Here is a 15827-nt window from a genome sequence, read left to right as displayed (position 1 = left end):
GTCGTCCGGTGCGGGAATCACCGATGCCAGGCCCGCCACCAGTGGTTCATCTCGTGCTCGATCGTATGTGCCGCATCGCTCAGCACCCGAACCAGCGCGCCCGGCCCGGCCAGGTAGGTGGCGGTCGGACTCGGCAGCGTCGCCGTCCGATGCCCGAATATCGCGACGGTGCCGACAACACGGTACCCGCCCAGAATGCCAGGGCAAGAACGCAATTCGTGGTCGGTGAGGTCCATTTCCTCGACCAGCAGGGGTGCCCCGGCGTAAGTGACGTGCTGGCAGGAACGCAGCGCCCCGCCTGGCTCGCCGGTTCGACCCAACACCACGACCTCCGACAGCACCGCACGCGCATCCTCGGCCAGATCGATGGTGACGGAGCGGGTGAGATCCGCGCCCTCGGCGATGACCAAAGGTGCTGCCTGCCAGTTCAGTACCCCGCCGCGCGCCACCGACACCCGAGCCGTCCAGCTCGCGCTCCCACCGCGGGCGTTGTAGGCGACGGTGCCAGAGGGCTCGACGAGTTCGAGTTCCATACCGGCGCCGACCGCGATGTCGAGCTCCAGCCGGTCACCCGCGACGAGCATCGCGCAGCAGCCGACCAGCGCGATCCGCACCCGTCGACCGTCGATGCTCAGCAGTCGCGGCGCCAGGAACTCGCCTCGATCGAGCACCTCGACCACCACACCGGTTGCACTGGGCTGCACTGAGATTCGCGTCGGCAGCACCGACGCGATGTCAGGCTCAGTGCTGGTGAGCGTGCTGATGGTCATGGACGTGTCCGTGCTCGTCATCGGCGTGGAAGTGCGGCGCCATCGGACCCGGATCCGCCGGTACCAAAGCGCCACCGCGGTGTGCGCTCAGTACCGTGCGCAGCCAGTCGACCAGTTCGTCGATGCTGGCCGGATCGCGCTGACTCAACGCGATCACCGGCAACCCGCCGCGCACCGCGGTGGCATCACGCACCATCTGATCCGGGTCCACCCCCACGTGCGGGCCCAGGTCCGTCTTGTTGACCACGAGCAGATCCGCCCGTTCGATGCCGGGACCGCCTTTGCGGGCGACGTCTCCCCCACCGGCGACGTCGATGCAGAATACCTGCGCGTCGACCAGGGCGGGGCTGAACGTCGCGGTGAGGTTGTCGCCACCACTTTCGACCAGCACCAGATCCAAAGGCGCGAACTGCCTTTCGAGATCCTCGACCGCCAGCAGGTTGGGGGTCACGTCGTCGCGGATCGCAGTGTGCGGGCACGCGCCGGTCTCCACCGCGACGATCCGTTCCACCGGCAACACCCCCGCGGCCCGCAGCAGCCGGGCGTCCTCATCGGTGTAGATGTCGTTGGTGACCACGGCCATCTCGAGCTCGTCGGCCAAACGTCGGCACAGGGTGGCGATGAGCGTGCTCTTGCCGGTACCGACGGGCCCCGCCACGCCCAAACGCAACGGACGTGTCGGCGGGTCAGACTTTTCAAGCATGGAAAATCCTCCTGTGTCGGTTCGCATGTTCGAGGGACCACTGCTCGATCTGTGGTGCGGTCAGCGCGGGCAGATCGGCATACCCGGTGACGGTCACGGCCAGGTCGGCGATGCGTTCGACGGTGGATGCCAGTGCGAGTACCCAGCGCACCGGCTCGACCGGGTCGACGGCGATCAGCTTCGGTGCGGCGCAGGCGGCGGTCTGCAGATCGTCGTAGAGCGCGGTGCGGGCGGTCCGGATGTCGTCGAGTCCGGCGACCGCCGCGACAACTCCGAAGGCGACCGGGCGATACGGTGCCGCCATCGTGGCGAGTGCGGCTACCGAGGGTTCCGCGGGCCACAACTGCTGCGCGAGCCTGGCGATCCCCCGGCCCAGCTGTACCGAGGCCGCACGCAGCGCCGAGCTGGAAGTCCTTGCCGCATACGCACTGTGAATCTGATCGAGATCGGTGAACTCGCCGAGCGCTGCCCGCCGCGCAAGGACCGCCGTAGCGGCCTCCACGCGTCCCACGGTGTGCAGGCGCGCGGTCAGGTAGTGCGAGATCTGCGCCGGTGGCATCGCCGCGCGCAAGGCCGGTTCGAGCCCGGCGGAATGGGCGTGACCACCCACGGGCAGGCGCCCATCCGCCAGCAACAGGTCGACGACGCCGATCAAAACAGGAGATAGCGTTGGGTGAGCGGAAGCTCGACAGCGGGCTGCGGCGGCACCGGATCTCCGTCGATCGACACGATGAAGGTTTCCGGGTCGATCTCGATGCGCGGCAGTGCGTTGTTTCGCGGCAGGTCCTTCTTCCCGACGTCGCGGGTGGGACGCACCGCCGCCAGCCTGCGGGTGAGTCCGAGCCGCTGCTCGAGGCCGGTATCCAGGGCGATCGGCGCCACGAACGTCGTCGACAGGTATGCCGCCGCCGCACCGTGAGCCGCCAAACCGGGCCGCATCAACACCGGCTGAGGTGTGGTGATCGAGGCGGCGGGGTCGCCCAGCGGCGCGACGACCACCGCACCGGACTTGATGACCGCCTCGGGCCGGATCCCGAAGAACGCCGGTTTCCACAGCACCAGGTCGGCCATCTTGCCAGCCTCCACCGACCCGACCTCGTGGTCGATGCCGTGCGCCACCGCCGGGCAGATCGTGTACTTGGCGACATAACGGCGGGCGCGCTCGTTGTCGGCGGGCAGCGTCGAATCACCGCGTCCGAAGCGGGATTTCATCACGTGCGCGGTCTGCCAGGTGCGGCAGATCATCTCCCCGATGCGCCCCATCGCCTGACCGTCGGTGGACATGATCGAGATGGCGCCGATGTCGTGCAGGATGTCCTCGGCGGCCATGGTCGTGGCGCGGATGCGTGACTCGGCGAACGCCAGATCCTCGGGCACTTTCGGATTGAGCGCGTGGCACACGATCAGCATGTCCAGGTGCTCCACGACGGTGTTGACGCTGAACGGCATCGTCGGATTCGTCGACGCGGGAAGCACAGTGGGCTGACCGGCCAACACCATGATGTCGGGCGCGTGGCCGCCGCCCGCGCCCTCGGAGTGGAACGCGTGGATCCCGCGCCCGGCGATCGCCTCGATCGTCTCGCGCACGTACCCGGTTTCGTTGAGGCTGTCGCTGTGCAGGGCGACCTGCAGACCGAACTCGTCGGCCGCGCGCAAAGCCGCATCGATCACCGGTGGCGCCGAACCCCAGTCCTCGTGGATCTTGTAGCCGCCGGCCCCGGCGAGCGCATCCTCCCGCAGCGCATCGGTGCTGGTGGTACTGCCCTTACCGAAAAGCAGGACGTTGACCGGCAATTCGTCCAGCGCGCGATGGACCATCGCCAACGACCACGCACCCGGCGTCACCGAGGTCGCCTTCGTGCCCTTCGTCGGCCCGGCGCCGCCGCCGATCATGGTGGTCGTGCCTGCCGCGATGCCCTCGCGAACTTCGATCTCGGACAGGAAGTGCACATGGGTGTCCACCGCGCCCGCGGTCAGAATGCAGCCCTCCCCGGCGATGACATCGGTGCTCGGCCCGATCTCCATCCCCGCATCGATGCCGTCCATGATCTCGCTGTTGCCCGCGCGCCCGACCGCGACGATGCGCCCGTCACGGATCCCGACATCGGCTTTGACAATGCCCCAATGGTCCAGCACGACAACGTTGGTGACCACCACATCCAGGGCGCCCTGTTCCCGGCTGGCCCGCCCCTGGCCCATGCCGTCGCGAATGGTCTTGCCGCCGCCGAAGACGACCGCGTCGTAGCGGTTGGTGCGATCGGATTCGACCTCGATCCAGACATCGGTGTCGCCGAGCCGGATCTGATCGCCGGTGGTCGGCCCGAACAATTCTGCTGACCGATGCCGTGAAATCGCGTTCACTGCATCATCTCCCGACCCACCCGGCCACCGAAGCGGGTGCACGCCACGTTGCGGCTGACCCCCGGTTCGAATCGGATCGAGGTGCCCGCCTGGATATCGAGATGGAAACCGACCGTGACGGTGCGGTCGAACTCCAGCGCCGCGTTTGCCTCGGGCAGGTGCAGATGCGAGCCGATCTGGATCGGCCGATCCCCGGTGTTCACCATCACCACGTCGAGTTGGTCGCGACCGCTCTCGTCCGGCAAGGGGATCTCACCGAACCGGTATTCGCCCGGGATCATCGGATCGGCTCGGTGATGGTGACCAGCTTGCGACCGTCGCGGAACGTCGCTTCGACCTGCACGTCTCCCAGCATCTCCGGGATACCGTCCATCACATCGCCGCGAGTGAGCACCTGGCGACCCGCGCTCATCACCTCAGCCACCGACCTGCCGTCGCGAGCGCGTTCGATCGCCCAGCACGACAGCAACGCCACCGCCTCGGGATAGTTGAGTTTCACGCCACGCTGGTGCCGGTCGCGCGCGACCATCCCCGCGACGCTGAGCAGCAGCTTTTCCGTATCCGAAGGATTAAGTCGCATATCGAGCTGTTCCGATCTCTGGAGTCCGACACCGAGATTCACACAACACACGCAACGATCGAGCAACACACAAGTTGCGTTTCCCACTCTATCAACTGGTGGGCCGACCATATTCCGCCTCACGAGCGAAATACCCGACGAGCCGGTATCCGAGGCGATCTCCGGCCACTGTCGTGTTCGAAGGTCGGGGTATATGGCTACGCGATGTCGATAACGGCGGATCGGCGACCGTCTGTGCTGCCTGGCGCAACGGTCGTCGAACTCGCCGACAAACTGCGCGGCTCGAGCATGGGTTCAGGGAGAGGCTGGGTTCGGAGCGTCCGTTTTATGCGGTAGGCATGACAGAGATCGGCGACAAGATAGTGCAGCGTACCGATGACAGTGGTCGCGACCAGCACGACCGTGGGGATGTTCCAGAACTCTGTCAACGCGTCTGTCTCGGGAGCAATCGCCACGGAAATCCAAAAGAATCCGTTCGCCGCGATCACGACGAGAAAGGCCGCGTAGTCGCGGCGGCGCTCGGTAACGGCCGCCGCACGGGCCGTTGCCACCCAGTTGAGCAGACCGAAGGATCCGAGAACGACGGCGACAACGAGCAGACGGACACCGATACGGACCGCCGTCCGGCCACGCCCGCGGTATTCGCTCGCGGCGCTCCATTGCCACAGTTCATGTTCCGTCGGCGGGGTGAACACGCCAACGAACGTCGACCCAGGACAAAGAATTACCTCATGGCCTTCCTTTGCGGGGATCACCCAGGTGGCGGGCAAGCCGTGCCAGGGCGCGAAACACCATGGATGCGGACACCATTCGTCTTCACGGCGAGTTGGCGCCGACTCACCGCCAGACAGGGACAGATCAACCAACTCGTCGATCAGATCTGCGGTCTCACCAGCAAGCTGCGTCGGGCAGCCACGCTGTCGCCACAGCTCGACCCCTATCGGCTGGACCGCTAATCCAGCTGTCGCAGACAGTTTTTCGAACTGATCGGTCAGCTCGTACGACAGGAATACCAGACCACGTTCACCCACCTCCCCGAGCAACACAGCTGCGGTACCGAACTCGAGGCAGCACGCCCCGACCTCGCTCAGAAGCTGCTGTAGTGCGACCTCATCGAGATATGCCTCATCGGGAATCTCCTCGACTTCACCTGTCTCAGGGTCGATCCAGTCGAGGACTCGAAGGGATGCGCGCAGCCGCTGGTCGGACACTCCGGGTGGGAAGCCGTCGGTCAACGCGAGCGAGATGAGTAGGTCGTCGATGCTGTCGACGCCGTCGACCCACGCCAAGCGTCCGATTCCGTTCGGGCCGAGGCGCTGTATCAACTCAACAGGGTCCGCCGTCATCGCGACCCACGGGTCGGCGGTCAACATGGCGGTCAATCGAGCGAGAGCGGCGGCCGCATCCCCGGTCGGCTCCCTACGAACGGGGACGACCGTCGGCTGAGCACTTGTTCGAGCGTTGGGACGGGCGAACCATTCATCGAGAGCGGGCAGGCCGAACAGCCACATGAACGCCGCGAACGCGACGCACGACCACCCCTCGCCCCACCCTTCATCGGTAACCACCCCAACCGCGATGACCGATGTGAACATCGCGCCCGCGATAATGGCGAACCCCACAGCCGTCCTCCACCGTATGAACTTCGAAACCTGTTGGGCGGCATTGTTACACCGGCCACCGACATCGAACTCAGCATGTACGCAGCTCGTGGCTGGCTCACGACTTCGTCAGCCGTGGAACTGGATCGTGTCAGGTTTGCCGTACTCGGTCACCAGCACAGCAACCCAGTCAGCGCCCGCACCTTGCAGATAGCCGACGTAGCGATCTACTTCGCGACCGGTTTCGCGGTCGTAGACGATCACCGCCGGTCCGCCGGAATTGCCCATCCGGATCGTTGCGCCCACTACAACCCGATCACCGACCAGAAACGTGTTGCGTTCGCTCGGGTGTGGGGAAAAGCCCGGATCAGGTATCGACCACTTCTTCGCGCCTGTCTCGAGATCCAGTAACGACAAGGCACCCTGGTCGGCGAATTCGCCGACCAGCAGCGACCGTTCGTCGCCATCGATGGGGCTCCCGCGCTCAGCCGCTGCCCACACCGTCGAACCTGTTGCCAAATCGAACAGTTGCGGAGTCCGGTCGGCGGTGACAGCCGCTATCCGGGAACCACTTCCGATCATTTGGCTCTGCTCCGAACCACTCAGCCGCTTCCGGCAAGCGTCCTTATCCTTGTATCGACCAGCGTGGACAGGTTTCTCCCACTGCCGCGTCCCGGTCGGCCCGCTGATGGCCTCCAGGCCGATTTCGCAGCGGTACTCGTCCCTGTCGTGGTTGGTGATCACCAGCAGGTCACCGGCGCTGAACGCATACCAGGCGTGACTTGGACCGCGTCCGGGTAGAACGTTGCCGGTCGCTGTCGCAACCAAACCCCAGGGCCGATCACTAGGAACCGGGGTCGATGGCCCCAACCAGACAGGCAGATACTCCGATTCCGGTGGCGCCAGCTGGTGCCAGTTTCCGATCACGTCGTCACCGAGCGTGCCGGTCGCCGGGTGCGGCCACGTCGGCTTTCCATCACCGATAGCGCGACGCATCGTGGTGCACTGCACATCCCGCGTGCCCAACCCCGTGCAGTCGGTCTGGTACACCGCGTCGCCGTAGACATTCACCCGATGGGAACTCCCCTGCCACCGGGTGCGGCCGGTGGCCGCCTCGATCACTTCCACCAAGATCGGGTCATCGGATGCGGCCCTGCCCTCGTAGAGCACGATCAACTCGCCACGGATCCGGTATCGGAACCAGCCACCATCGGCGATCTTCTGATCTCGACGCCACCGCTGCTGACCGGTGACACGGTCGACCGCGACCAGCGACGTCTCGAGCGGGACGAGAACCATCTCGCCCACCACGGCGATCTCCTCCGCGCCGACCTCACCGTCGATCGTCCACACGGCGGGCTTGTTCACCGTCGTAGTCGTCGTGGTCGGCGAAGATGATGATGTGGTGGCGGGAATCGGGTAGCCCTGCTGCTTCCCCGTGCCGGCACATCCTGAGATGACCAGCGCCGCAACGACAATCCCAGCAGTAACCAACCCGCGCAACTTCGGCCCCCTCATACTGGGCCGCTGCTGTTCACATCGCCCGGCGGGAGCCTATCAACATCCACTGGTCTACCGCTGACTCATAGTTGCTGATGAGACCGGCATGGGCGAACGAAGCTCATAGGATGGAAGAGATGACCACTCTCACCACACCGACTGCTGCTCAGCTCGCCGGGATCACCAGAACGCTGAGTGAGTGGCAGACCGTTGACTGGAAGGGATTCCTGCATCCCGGAGACCTGGGTTGGCACTCGATGGTCGGGGCCGACGAATCCGCCGCGGATCTGCGGTGCTGGACGGTCGATGAAACGATCGTCGCGATCGGCATGTTCGACGGCGAGGATCTCTTCCGCATGGCGATGGACCCCTCAGCCCTCGACGATGACGAACTCGCGCTCCAGATCGAAGCCGATCTCACGAGCGGTCGAGTGCTTCCACCAGGAACGGTGACCGTCGAAGCCCGCGGCGCGCTCGCATTGCGGCAGCGGCTCCGCGCCCGAGGGTGGGACGAGGGTCAACCCTGGACGCCGCTACAGCTCGACCTGCGCACCCCCGTCCCCGCGAATCCGCGCGACGCGGCGCTGCGAGTCGAGGAGATCGGCCTCGACGACGCAGCACAGTGGACCTCGGTGCACTGTGCTGCGTTCAAGGGAACAACGCCGAGCAGCGAGGACAGGCAGCGGCTCACCCAACGGTGGACCACCATGGCAACAGGCCCGTTCGCACACCTCGCCCACCACCTCATCGGCTACGACAACACCGACCGGCCCGTCGCCGTCGCCACCGTCTGGACGGCCGGAGACGGACGCCCCGGACTCATCGAACCGATGGGAGTGCACCGCGAGCACCACGGCAACGGTTACGGCACGGCCATCACCCTCGCCGCCGCGCGGGTTCTGCAGCAGCACAACGCTTCTGCCGCAGTCGTCGTCGCCGAGAACTCCACCCCCGGAGCCCTCGCCACCTACCTCGCAGCCGGATTCACCACGAGCGAACCCGTCCCCGACCTCATCGGGTCCGTCACCCAGCGGCTTCCCTGATCCGGCGCAGCTACTTTTCGCGGAAGCAGTACGCGACGCCGGTGCGCCTGTAGATGAAGTTCTCGCTCTTGACGAGTACGTACTCGATCCGGCCGGCGTAGTGGTCGGCGGCGATCGGTGGGTCACACACGGCTACGTCTCTGACTCCAGAAGCGTCCGGTCCGGTCGGAACGAGCTGCGATCGGTCCAGGGGGCGTCGTCGGTCGCGGGGATTCCCGCTCTTTGCTGCCGAGCGGTGGAAGGGCGCGAGCTTAAACGGCTCCCTGGACGACCGGCGCCGGGCTCGCGCGCATCAGCCACACCGCGGCGGCGAGCGTCAACACCCAGCCGATCACTTCGATCAGCAGATGATCTGTCGCATCGGGAACCGATTGCAGCAAGTACACCCGGACGCTGTTGATCGCTCCGTGCGTTATGACTGCCGGCCAGACACTCCCCGACCGCCAACGAAGCGCGAGCAGCAGCGGTGCCCACGGCAGCATCCCCGCGAAATAGATGACGATGTCCCACGGTGGGCGGTCTCCGATGACGGCGAGCACCGGCAGGTGCCAGACGATCCAGACCAGACCGCTGACAAGGGCCAGCGGCCAGAATCCCCACGACGCGGCGCGGGTCGCAAGCCAGCCGCGCCAGCCGAACTCCTCTCCGATAGCGAATACCGACTGCAGCACCAAGACCGGAACGACCCAAACTGTCGCCGCCAAGATCTCGTCGAGCGGGTTGAGCGGCCAGATCCCCGATGCCAGTGCGATGCAGGCCTGGATGGCGGCGATCGCGGCGATGATGCCGATGCCGATGCCCGCCCACTTGGGTGTGCCGCGCCACCCGGTGGCGAATGTTTCTCGGAACGTTCCGGGTCGTCGGGCGCGCCACATGATGACCGCAGCGAGCAGCGGGGTCAATTGCAGAATCGGAACGATCAGGTTGTTCAAGTCCGTGGAGACCAGCCCGAAGACCATCGGAACGGACAGCGCGTAGCACAGCACGGTGGCGATCGCGAAGAACCACGCGACTTCCATGAAATTCGATCCGGTAGCACTGCCGCGCGCACGGGTTGTCATCATGACTGCCCGTCGGCGCTGTCGACAGATTCCTCGCCTACCCGTCCTCGCTTCGCTCTCGACGTCGACAACGGGCCACACAGACCAGAATTCGTTGTCGACAAGCAGGCAGCATGGTTCATGCACGGACCGTAGCAATAGGTTTCGGTTCTCCGAATCCGGGAAAGACCCGGATTTCTACCCTGAAAGCTCCCCTACCCGCGTCACCTCGACGGTATCCGAGGTGATCTCCGGTGACAGCAGAGGCAGCACTACTTCTGCGCAGCCTTGAACTCGCGACGACGCCGGTGCAGGATCGTCGGCCCAGCACTTGGCCCATCGAGCAAATCAACGAAGACAGCCCTGATCAGGGGTTTGTCGCCGACCGCAGCTACCCGCCCGAGCGGAGTTCGGCCTTGGTGGTTCGCGATGGTCGGGTTCCCGCCTCGATCGCGCAGTGTCAGCGTTCCGCAAAAGGCCATGCGGTACCGTGCATGAAGGGGTTGGGAAGCTCGGTCCTGAAGGGGATTGTGATGCTGAACGTGGATCCCGACGAATTGCGAAGCCTGACTTCGTCGATGGAGGTCAGTCGCCGGAGCGCTGGACGCACTCGAGCTCCGGACTGCCGCGAACGCTTCGGTGCCGCGCTTCCCGGCGCGGACCTCGCCGATATCTGCGCCAGTTCCGGAGAGGTCACCGAGACCGCGTTCCGACGAATGGGCAGCCGGTGCCGCAGGATCTCACAGATCGCCAGAGGCAACGCCGACACCTTCGAGTTCAGCAAGCGCATCACCGCACTGGGTGGGGCATAGATGCCGACTCGCGCCGAGGTCAACCAGTGGAATCCGGCCCGGCTCGCCGACGCCGGGCAGCGGATCCTGACCCAGAACCAGGAATTCACCGCCGGTATCGACCGGTTGCGCACCGATATCCAGTCCGCGGGCTTGCATCGGCACGGTGACGCATATTGGGCTGCCTACAACCGGATCGGCGAGGACCACGACGCGGGAACCGAACTCGCCCAGCGATCACCGCCCTCGCCGAGGCGATGATCGCTGGTGCCAGCACGATCACGTGTTACCGGGGCGTGGCGTTGGCTCGGGTCGGTGATGCCGAAGGAGTTGGTCTCACGGTCGGTGACGACTGGACCGTGACCACCGGGTGCCGGAACGAGTGTGACTGTGGAATACGACCCACGAACCACCGATCTGGGCGTCGAAAATGCGAAGAACCCGTGGGGAAATACGACAACGCCGTCCGTCATTCTCTTTCACGAATTGGCGCACGCCAACGACTTCACACACCGAACCTTCCGCGGCGGCTCGTACGCAGGCGAAGACACGATCGACAGCAACTCCGGCCAACCTTGTCCCGCGAAGCGACGGCATCGTCGAGATCAGCCGCCGCAGATACACCACCCCCCGAATGCCCGGTGCCGGCCTACGCCCCGCCACCACGACCGGCCACGCTGCGGGTGAATCCAGGCCAGACGGTCAACGAGGAATTCGATGTACCCGTCCCCTTCATGGGCAACCATCCGCTGCTCGCAGACGACGACGACTTCCTTGCGCCGATGCCCCCGCGCCCCTACCGCGCGGTGTTCTGCATCGGCGTCGTACCACCCACTGTCGATCAACCACGCCAGCAGAAACACTCAAACCTCTATGAGGCAATGGATTTCGACTTCAACGAGCAAGTGAACATATGCAGCCCCGTGCACACGGTGCGAACCTGTATGGAGTGGCGTCGCGGAGCTGACCAGCTGTCACGGTCGGAGACCAGAGCTCTCGCTATTTCGACATGGCGATTCCTCGGTCCATCGACCCGATGAACGGCACGATCCGTTCTCCTGACGGCGGCAGATACGGCCGATACTCCACGACCGCGAGCACATACGTCCAGGCCATCAGTCGGTTCGGCGTCAGCAAGGGGATGGTCAGCCAGGTCGTCGAGCTGCTCGACAATTGTGGGTAGGCAACCGGCCATGAGCTGACCGAGGCCGAAACCGCTCTACGCGGACAGGTACGCGGACGTCGAAGTGGCCTCTCGTTCAATCCCCAGGGACCGCAGATGGCGGGCTGGGGGTGGTGATCGGTGCTGCGGGTGCGTGGGTGAGGGTGAACTCGCCGGTGACGAGGTAGTGCAGGACGGCCCGGTCGACAGCCGGGTTGTAGCGCGCGAACGAACCGTGGTCGGTACCGTCGACCCGCATCAGCGTCCCGCCGAGCACGGCAGCCATCGCGAGCCCGCCCGCAGCCGGGGTGGCTGCATCCGCCGAGGTCTGCACGATCAGCGGAGGTTGTGCCAGCCCGCGCCCGTCGAACGCCAACCGCTGCGCCGACGACGGCCACCCAGAGCACAGCACGCCGGACCGTTGCAGCTCGGCGGCAAACTGGAAATAGCTTGCCCCCTTGGCGAATTCGACCAAGGCAGCGACCCCGGCCGGCGGAACGGCCCCCGCCTCATTGCACGTGATCGCATCGTAGACCCAACCTGAGGTCGGGTCGAGGGAAAGCCGAGACGCCACATAGGAGAGGAACTCGGTGTGCCGCGGATCGTCCTTGTACCGGCGCATGCCTTCAGCCAGATACGGCCAGTAGTTGCGCCAGTAGACCGCAGCGCCGGTGGCCATCTGCGTCAGGCTCTGCCCTGCGCCCGGTTGACGCACCGACTGCACCAGGTTCGCCACCCGCCCCGAGAGCTCATTTGAGCCGACCTCGCCGCCTCCGTCGACGAGCGCACCAAGAGCACCTCCGAGCGCGGGATCCAGTCGCGCCTGCCAGCCCCCGCCTTGAGCATCGACCTGCCGCGCCCATTCACCCGCGACGGCACGCCGGGTCGCACCGAGGCCGTAGATGGCATCATTCGCGGCGATCCAGTCGAACAGCTCGTAGATCGCGGTCTCCCTGACCTGCCACCCACGTGCGAACTGCTCGCCCCAGACCCAATCGGGGTTCACGTTGGCGTCCAGCACCATCTTGTCGACCCGTTCGGAAAACAACGTCGCATACGCCGCGCCCAGGGCCGTCCCGTAGGACACGCCATAGAAGCTGATCCGTTCGGTACCGAGCGCCCTGCGCACCTGCTCGAGATCGCGAGCGAGCGTCTCGGTGGTGAGCGTCCCCGGGTAGTCGGGCGCAGCGGCCTCGCACGAGGCACGGTCGGTCACCGGCAGGATCACCACCACCGTTTTAGCGCAGCGCAGCGGCGTCGACCAGCGCAGGCCGCGCGGCTGGACAGCGATACGGTCGAACTCCCGCAGCGCGGGCACTCGAGAATCACGCGACGACCAGAAGTTCAGCGCGTCCACTCCCGGCCCGCCCTGGCCCGCGAACAGCACGCCGCGCCCCTGGTCGGATCCAACTGGCCGCATCCGGCTCACCGTGAGCTCGATCTGTTCGCCGTCGGGCACCGAGTAGTTCATCGGAACCGTCACCGTCGTACACAACGCGTCACCCGCACCCGCCTCCGTGGGACACGGGCCCCAGCGCAATCCGGCTCCGGGGGCAGCCATCGACGGCGAACCTCCAAGGAGGAACAGTGCCAAGGCCACCACACACAGCAACGTCATCGAAGTACGCACAGCTTTCCCCCGCTTCTCAGCACGACCATCCCGCCCTGCCCCCGGACGACTATCGCGTACGTCACTGTACCGAATCGGGCACGGATTCCCTTGGCCTGCTGCGTGATCCAGCGACCACAGATGTTCGATCCGTCGGCATACCTCATCGGTGATCAGTCGGCTCGGCTGACATAGCACCACTCAGCGCGACCGGCCGAACCGATCGGGCATCCGAATGATCAGTGGAACCATGGCGGCAGCCCGGCTTCGAACGGTCACGACCAACGAATTCGCTGCGGCGTGACACGCCGGTATCCGAGGCGATCTCCGATGACGACGAAAAGGGCCCGCCTCGGATTCCTCCGAAACGGGCCCTCGAACGAAAAGTTCTGCTACGAGCTACTTTTCAATCACTCGCCATCTCTACTTCTGCGCAGCCTTGAACTCACGACGACGCCGGTGCAGGATCGGCTCGGTGTAACCGTTGGGCTGCGTGGTGCCTTCCAGGACCAGCTCCTTGGCGGCCTGGAACGCGATGTTGTCATCGAAGTTCGGGGCCAGCGGGCGGTAAGTCTTGTCGTTCGCGTTCTGACGGTCGACGACCGGGGCCATCCGCTCGAGGCTGGCGATCACGTCGGCCTCGGTGACGATGCCGTGACGCAGCCAGTTGGCGACCAGCTGACTCGAGATGCGCAGCGTGGCACGGTCTTCCATCAGGCCGATGTCGTTGATGTCGGGCACCTTGGAGCAGCCGACACCGTGATCGATCCAGCGGACCACGTAGCCCAGGATGCCCTGGGAGTTGTTGTCCAGTTCCTGACGCTTCTCCTCCTCGGTCCAGTCGGTGGACTGGGCCAGCGGAATCTCGAGGATCTGGTCGACGGTGGCGCGCGGGCCGCCCTTGGCGATCTGGGACTGCTGCTTGAACACGTCCACCAGGTGGTAGTGGGTGGCGTGCAGGGTGGCGGCGGTCGGCGAGGGGACCCAGGCGGTGTTGGCGCCTGCCTTGGGGTGGCCGATCTTCTGCTCGAGCATGGCGGCCATCAGGTCGGGCATGGCCCACATGCCCTTGCCGATCTGCGCCTTGCCGGGCAGGCCCTTGGCCAGGCCGGTGTCGACGTTCCAGTCCTCGTAGGAGGTGATCCAGGTCTGGGCCTTCATCTCGGCCTTGCGGACCATCGGTCCGGCCAGCATGGAGGTGTGGATCTCGTCGCCGGTGCGGTCGAGGAAGCCGGTGTTGATGAAGACGACGCGGTCCTTGGCGGCCTCGATGGAGGCGGCGAGGTTGACCGTGGTGCGGCGCTCCTCGTCCATGATGCCGACCTTGAGGGTGTTGCGGGTCAGGCCGAGGACGTCCTCGATCCGGCCGAACAGCTCGTTGGTGAACGCGGCCTCGTCGGGGCCGTGCATCTTCGGCTTCACGATGTAGACCGAGCCGGTGCGCGAGTTCAGGCGGGTGTTGTCGCCGTTGAGCGAGTGCACGGCGATCAGCGAGGTGATCAGGCCGTCCATGATGCCCTCGGGAACCTCGTTGCCTTCGGCGTCGATGATCGCGTCGGAGGTCATCAGGTGGCCCACGTTGCGCACGAACAGCAGCGAACGACCGTGCAGGACCAGCTCGGAACCGTCGAGCGCGGTGAACACGCGGTCGGGGTTCATGGTGCGGGTGAAGGTCTTGCCGCCCTTGGCGACTTCCTCGGCCAGGTCGCCCTTCATCAGGCCGAGCCAGTTGCGGTAGCAGACGACCTTGTCGTCGGCGTCGACCGCGGCGACCGAGTCCTCGAAGTCCATGATCGTGGTGAGCGCGGATTCCAGGACGATGTCCTTGACACCGGCGGTGTCGGTGGAGCCGATCGGCGAGGTGGCGTCGACCTGGATCTCGATGTGCAGCCCGTTGTGCTTGAGCAGGATCGAGGTCGGGGCCTCGGGGTCGCCCAGGTAGCCGACGAGCTGCGACGGGTCGGCCAGGCCGATGTCAGTGCCGTCCTCGAGGCCGATCTCGAGCTCGCCGTCGACGATCTTGTAGTACGAGGAACCGATGTGCGAGCCGGTGATCAGGGTGACGGCGTCGTCGAGGAAGTTACGGCCCCACTCGATGACCTTGTCGCCGCGCACACGGTTGTAGCCGCTGCCCTTCTCCGCGCCGTTGGCCTCGGGGATGGCGTCGGTGCCGTAGAGCGCGTCGTAGAGCGAACCCCAGCGCGCGTTGGCGGCGTTGATCGCGAAGCGCGCGTTCATCACCGGCACCACGAGCTGCGGGCCCGCGGTGGTGGCGATCTCGGTGTCGACGTTCTCGGTGGTGATCTGGAACGGCGCGGGCTCGGGCTTGAGGTAACCGATCTCGGTCAGGAACTGCTTGTAGGCGGCCTTGTCGTAGCCTGCGCCCGGGTTCTCGCCGTGCCAGGCGTCGAGCTTGCCCTGGAACTCGTCGCGCTCGGCGAGCAGCGCGCGGTTGCGGGGGGCGAGGTCGTTGATGATCTGCTCGGCGCCGGCCCAGAACGCGGCGGAATCTACGCCGGTACCGGGGAGCGCCTCGTTCTCGATGAAATCGTGAAGAACGCTCGCCACCTGGAGCCCGCCGACCTGAATCCGCTCTGTCATCTACTGCCTCACTTTGGTGAAAACCGGGTGGGAAAAGTCGATGTCATGTTACCCGTGGGTAGAGGT

At 65.6% G+C, this 15827-nt stretch carries 15 protein-coding genes and 1 pseudogene; 4 read left to right on the top strand and 12 right to left on the bottom strand.

Translation table 11 applies throughout. The features are described 5' to 3' along the window. Positions 1–17 precede the first annotated feature (17 nt). From ACFW6D_RS11865 to ACFW6D_RS11830, 8 genes are all read right to left on the bottom strand, one after another. Positions 18–770 (bottom strand): urease accessory protein UreD, encoded by a 753-nt coding sequence (locus ACFW6D_RS11865; RefSeq protein ID WP_379327329.1) that lies wholly within the window; start codon positions 768–770, stop codon positions 18–20. Continuing rightward, positions 742–1473: an urease accessory protein UreG gene (gene ureG, locus ACFW6D_RS11860; RefSeq protein ID WP_379327328.1), complete on the bottom strand. Its 732-nt coding sequence runs from the start codon at positions 1471–1473 to the stop codon at positions 742–744. The genes ACFW6D_RS11865 and ureG overlap by 29 nt, the downstream gene beginning before the upstream one ends. After that, a complete protein-coding gene (locus ACFW6D_RS11855; protein ID WP_379327327.1) occupies positions 1466–2128 on the bottom strand; it encodes an urease accessory protein UreF in 663 nt (220 codons plus the stop codon). The genes ureG and ACFW6D_RS11855 overlap by 8 nt, the downstream gene beginning before the upstream one ends. Further along, on the bottom strand, positions 2125–3834 hold the full coding sequence (locus ACFW6D_RS11850) for an urease subunit alpha (protein ID WP_379327326.1): 1710 nt from the start codon (positions 3832–3834) through the stop codon (positions 2125–2127). Before ACFW6D_RS11850 ends, ACFW6D_RS11855 begins: the two co-directional genes overlap by 4 nt. Continuing rightward, entirely contained in the window at positions 3831–4115 is a 285-nt protein-coding gene (gene ureB / locus ACFW6D_RS11845) for an urease subunit beta (protein WP_379229651.1), read from the bottom strand. The genes ACFW6D_RS11850 and ureB overlap by 4 nt, the downstream gene beginning before the upstream one ends. After that, positions 4112–4414, bottom strand: a complete 303-nt coding sequence (locus ACFW6D_RS11840) for an urease subunit gamma (RefSeq protein ID WP_379229652.1) — start codon at positions 4412–4414, stop codon at positions 4112–4114. Before ACFW6D_RS11840 ends, ureB begins: the two co-directional genes overlap by 4 nt. Before the next feature lie 197 nt (positions 4415–4611). Next, positions 4612–6036: a hypothetical protein gene (locus ACFW6D_RS11835; RefSeq protein WP_379327324.1), complete on the bottom strand. Its 1425-nt coding sequence runs from the start codon at positions 6034–6036 to the stop codon at positions 4612–4614. Positions 6037–6144: 108 nt separating this feature from the next. Then, a complete protein-coding gene (locus tag ACFW6D_RS11830; protein WP_379327322.1) occupies positions 6145–7383 on the bottom strand; it encodes a PQQ-binding-like beta-propeller repeat protein in 1239 nt (412 codons plus the stop codon). Positions 7384–7652: 269 nt separating this feature from the next. Between ACFW6D_RS11830 and ACFW6D_RS11825 the strand changes: the two genes are divergently transcribed. Beyond that, positions 7653–8558, top strand: a complete 906-nt coding sequence (locus tag ACFW6D_RS11825; RefSeq protein WP_379327320.1) for a GNAT family N-acetyltransferase — start codon at positions 7653–7655, stop codon at positions 8556–8558. 251 nt (positions 8559–8809) lie between these two features. Here ACFW6D_RS11825 and ACFW6D_RS11820 read toward each other — a convergent pair whose 3' ends face one another. Beyond that, the gene (locus tag ACFW6D_RS11820; RefSeq protein ID WP_379327318.1) at positions 8810–9622 is read right to left on the bottom strand and encodes a CPBP family intramembrane glutamic endopeptidase; all 813 of its coding nucleotides are present in this window, start codon (positions 9620–9622) and stop codon (positions 8810–8812) included. 230 nt (positions 9623–9852) lie between these two features. Between ACFW6D_RS11820 and ACFW6D_RS11815 the strand changes: the two genes are divergently transcribed. From ACFW6D_RS11815 to ACFW6D_RS11805, 3 genes and pseudogenes are all read left to right on the top strand, one after another. Next, positions 9853–10410 (top strand): hypothetical protein, encoded by a 558-nt coding sequence (locus ACFW6D_RS11815; protein ID WP_379327316.1) that lies wholly within the window; start codon positions 9853–9855, stop codon positions 10408–10410. After that, positions 10411–10650, top strand: a complete 240-nt coding sequence (locus ACFW6D_RS11810) for a hypothetical protein (RefSeq protein ID WP_379327314.1) — start codon at positions 10411–10413, stop codon at positions 10648–10650. A 120-nt stretch (positions 10651–10770) separates the two neighbouring features. After that, positions 10771–11076 (top strand): annotated as a pseudogene (locus ACFW6D_RS11805) (M91 family zinc metallopeptidase); the annotation flags it as partial. Positions 11077–11388: 312 nt separating this feature from the next. On the opposite strand, the gene ACFW6D_RS11800 reads toward ACFW6D_RS11805, so the two are convergent. The 3 genes from ACFW6D_RS11800 to ACFW6D_RS11790 form a co-directional block, all read right to left on the bottom strand. Then, entirely contained in the window at positions 11389–11562 is a 174-nt protein-coding gene (locus ACFW6D_RS11800; protein WP_379327312.1) for a hypothetical protein, read from the bottom strand. 86 nt (positions 11563–11648) lie between these two features. Then, positions 11649–13010: an alpha/beta hydrolase gene (locus ACFW6D_RS11795; protein ID WP_379327310.1), complete on the bottom strand. Its 1362-nt coding sequence runs from the start codon at positions 13008–13010 to the stop codon at positions 11649–11651. Positions 13011–13583: 573 nt separating this feature from the next. Further along, complete coding sequence (locus ACFW6D_RS11790; RefSeq protein WP_379327308.1) at positions 13584–15761, bottom strand: malate synthase G; 2178 nt, start codon at positions 15759–15761, stop codon at positions 13584–13586. Between the last annotated feature and the right edge of the window lie 66 nt (positions 15762–15827).

The organism is Nocardia sp. NPDC058705 (genome assembly GCF_042749305.1).
Taxonomy (GTDB): Bacteria; Actinomycetota; Actinomycetes; order Mycobacteriales; family Mycobacteriaceae; genus Nocardia.
This window is presented reverse-complemented; position numbering and strand designations above follow the sequence as displayed.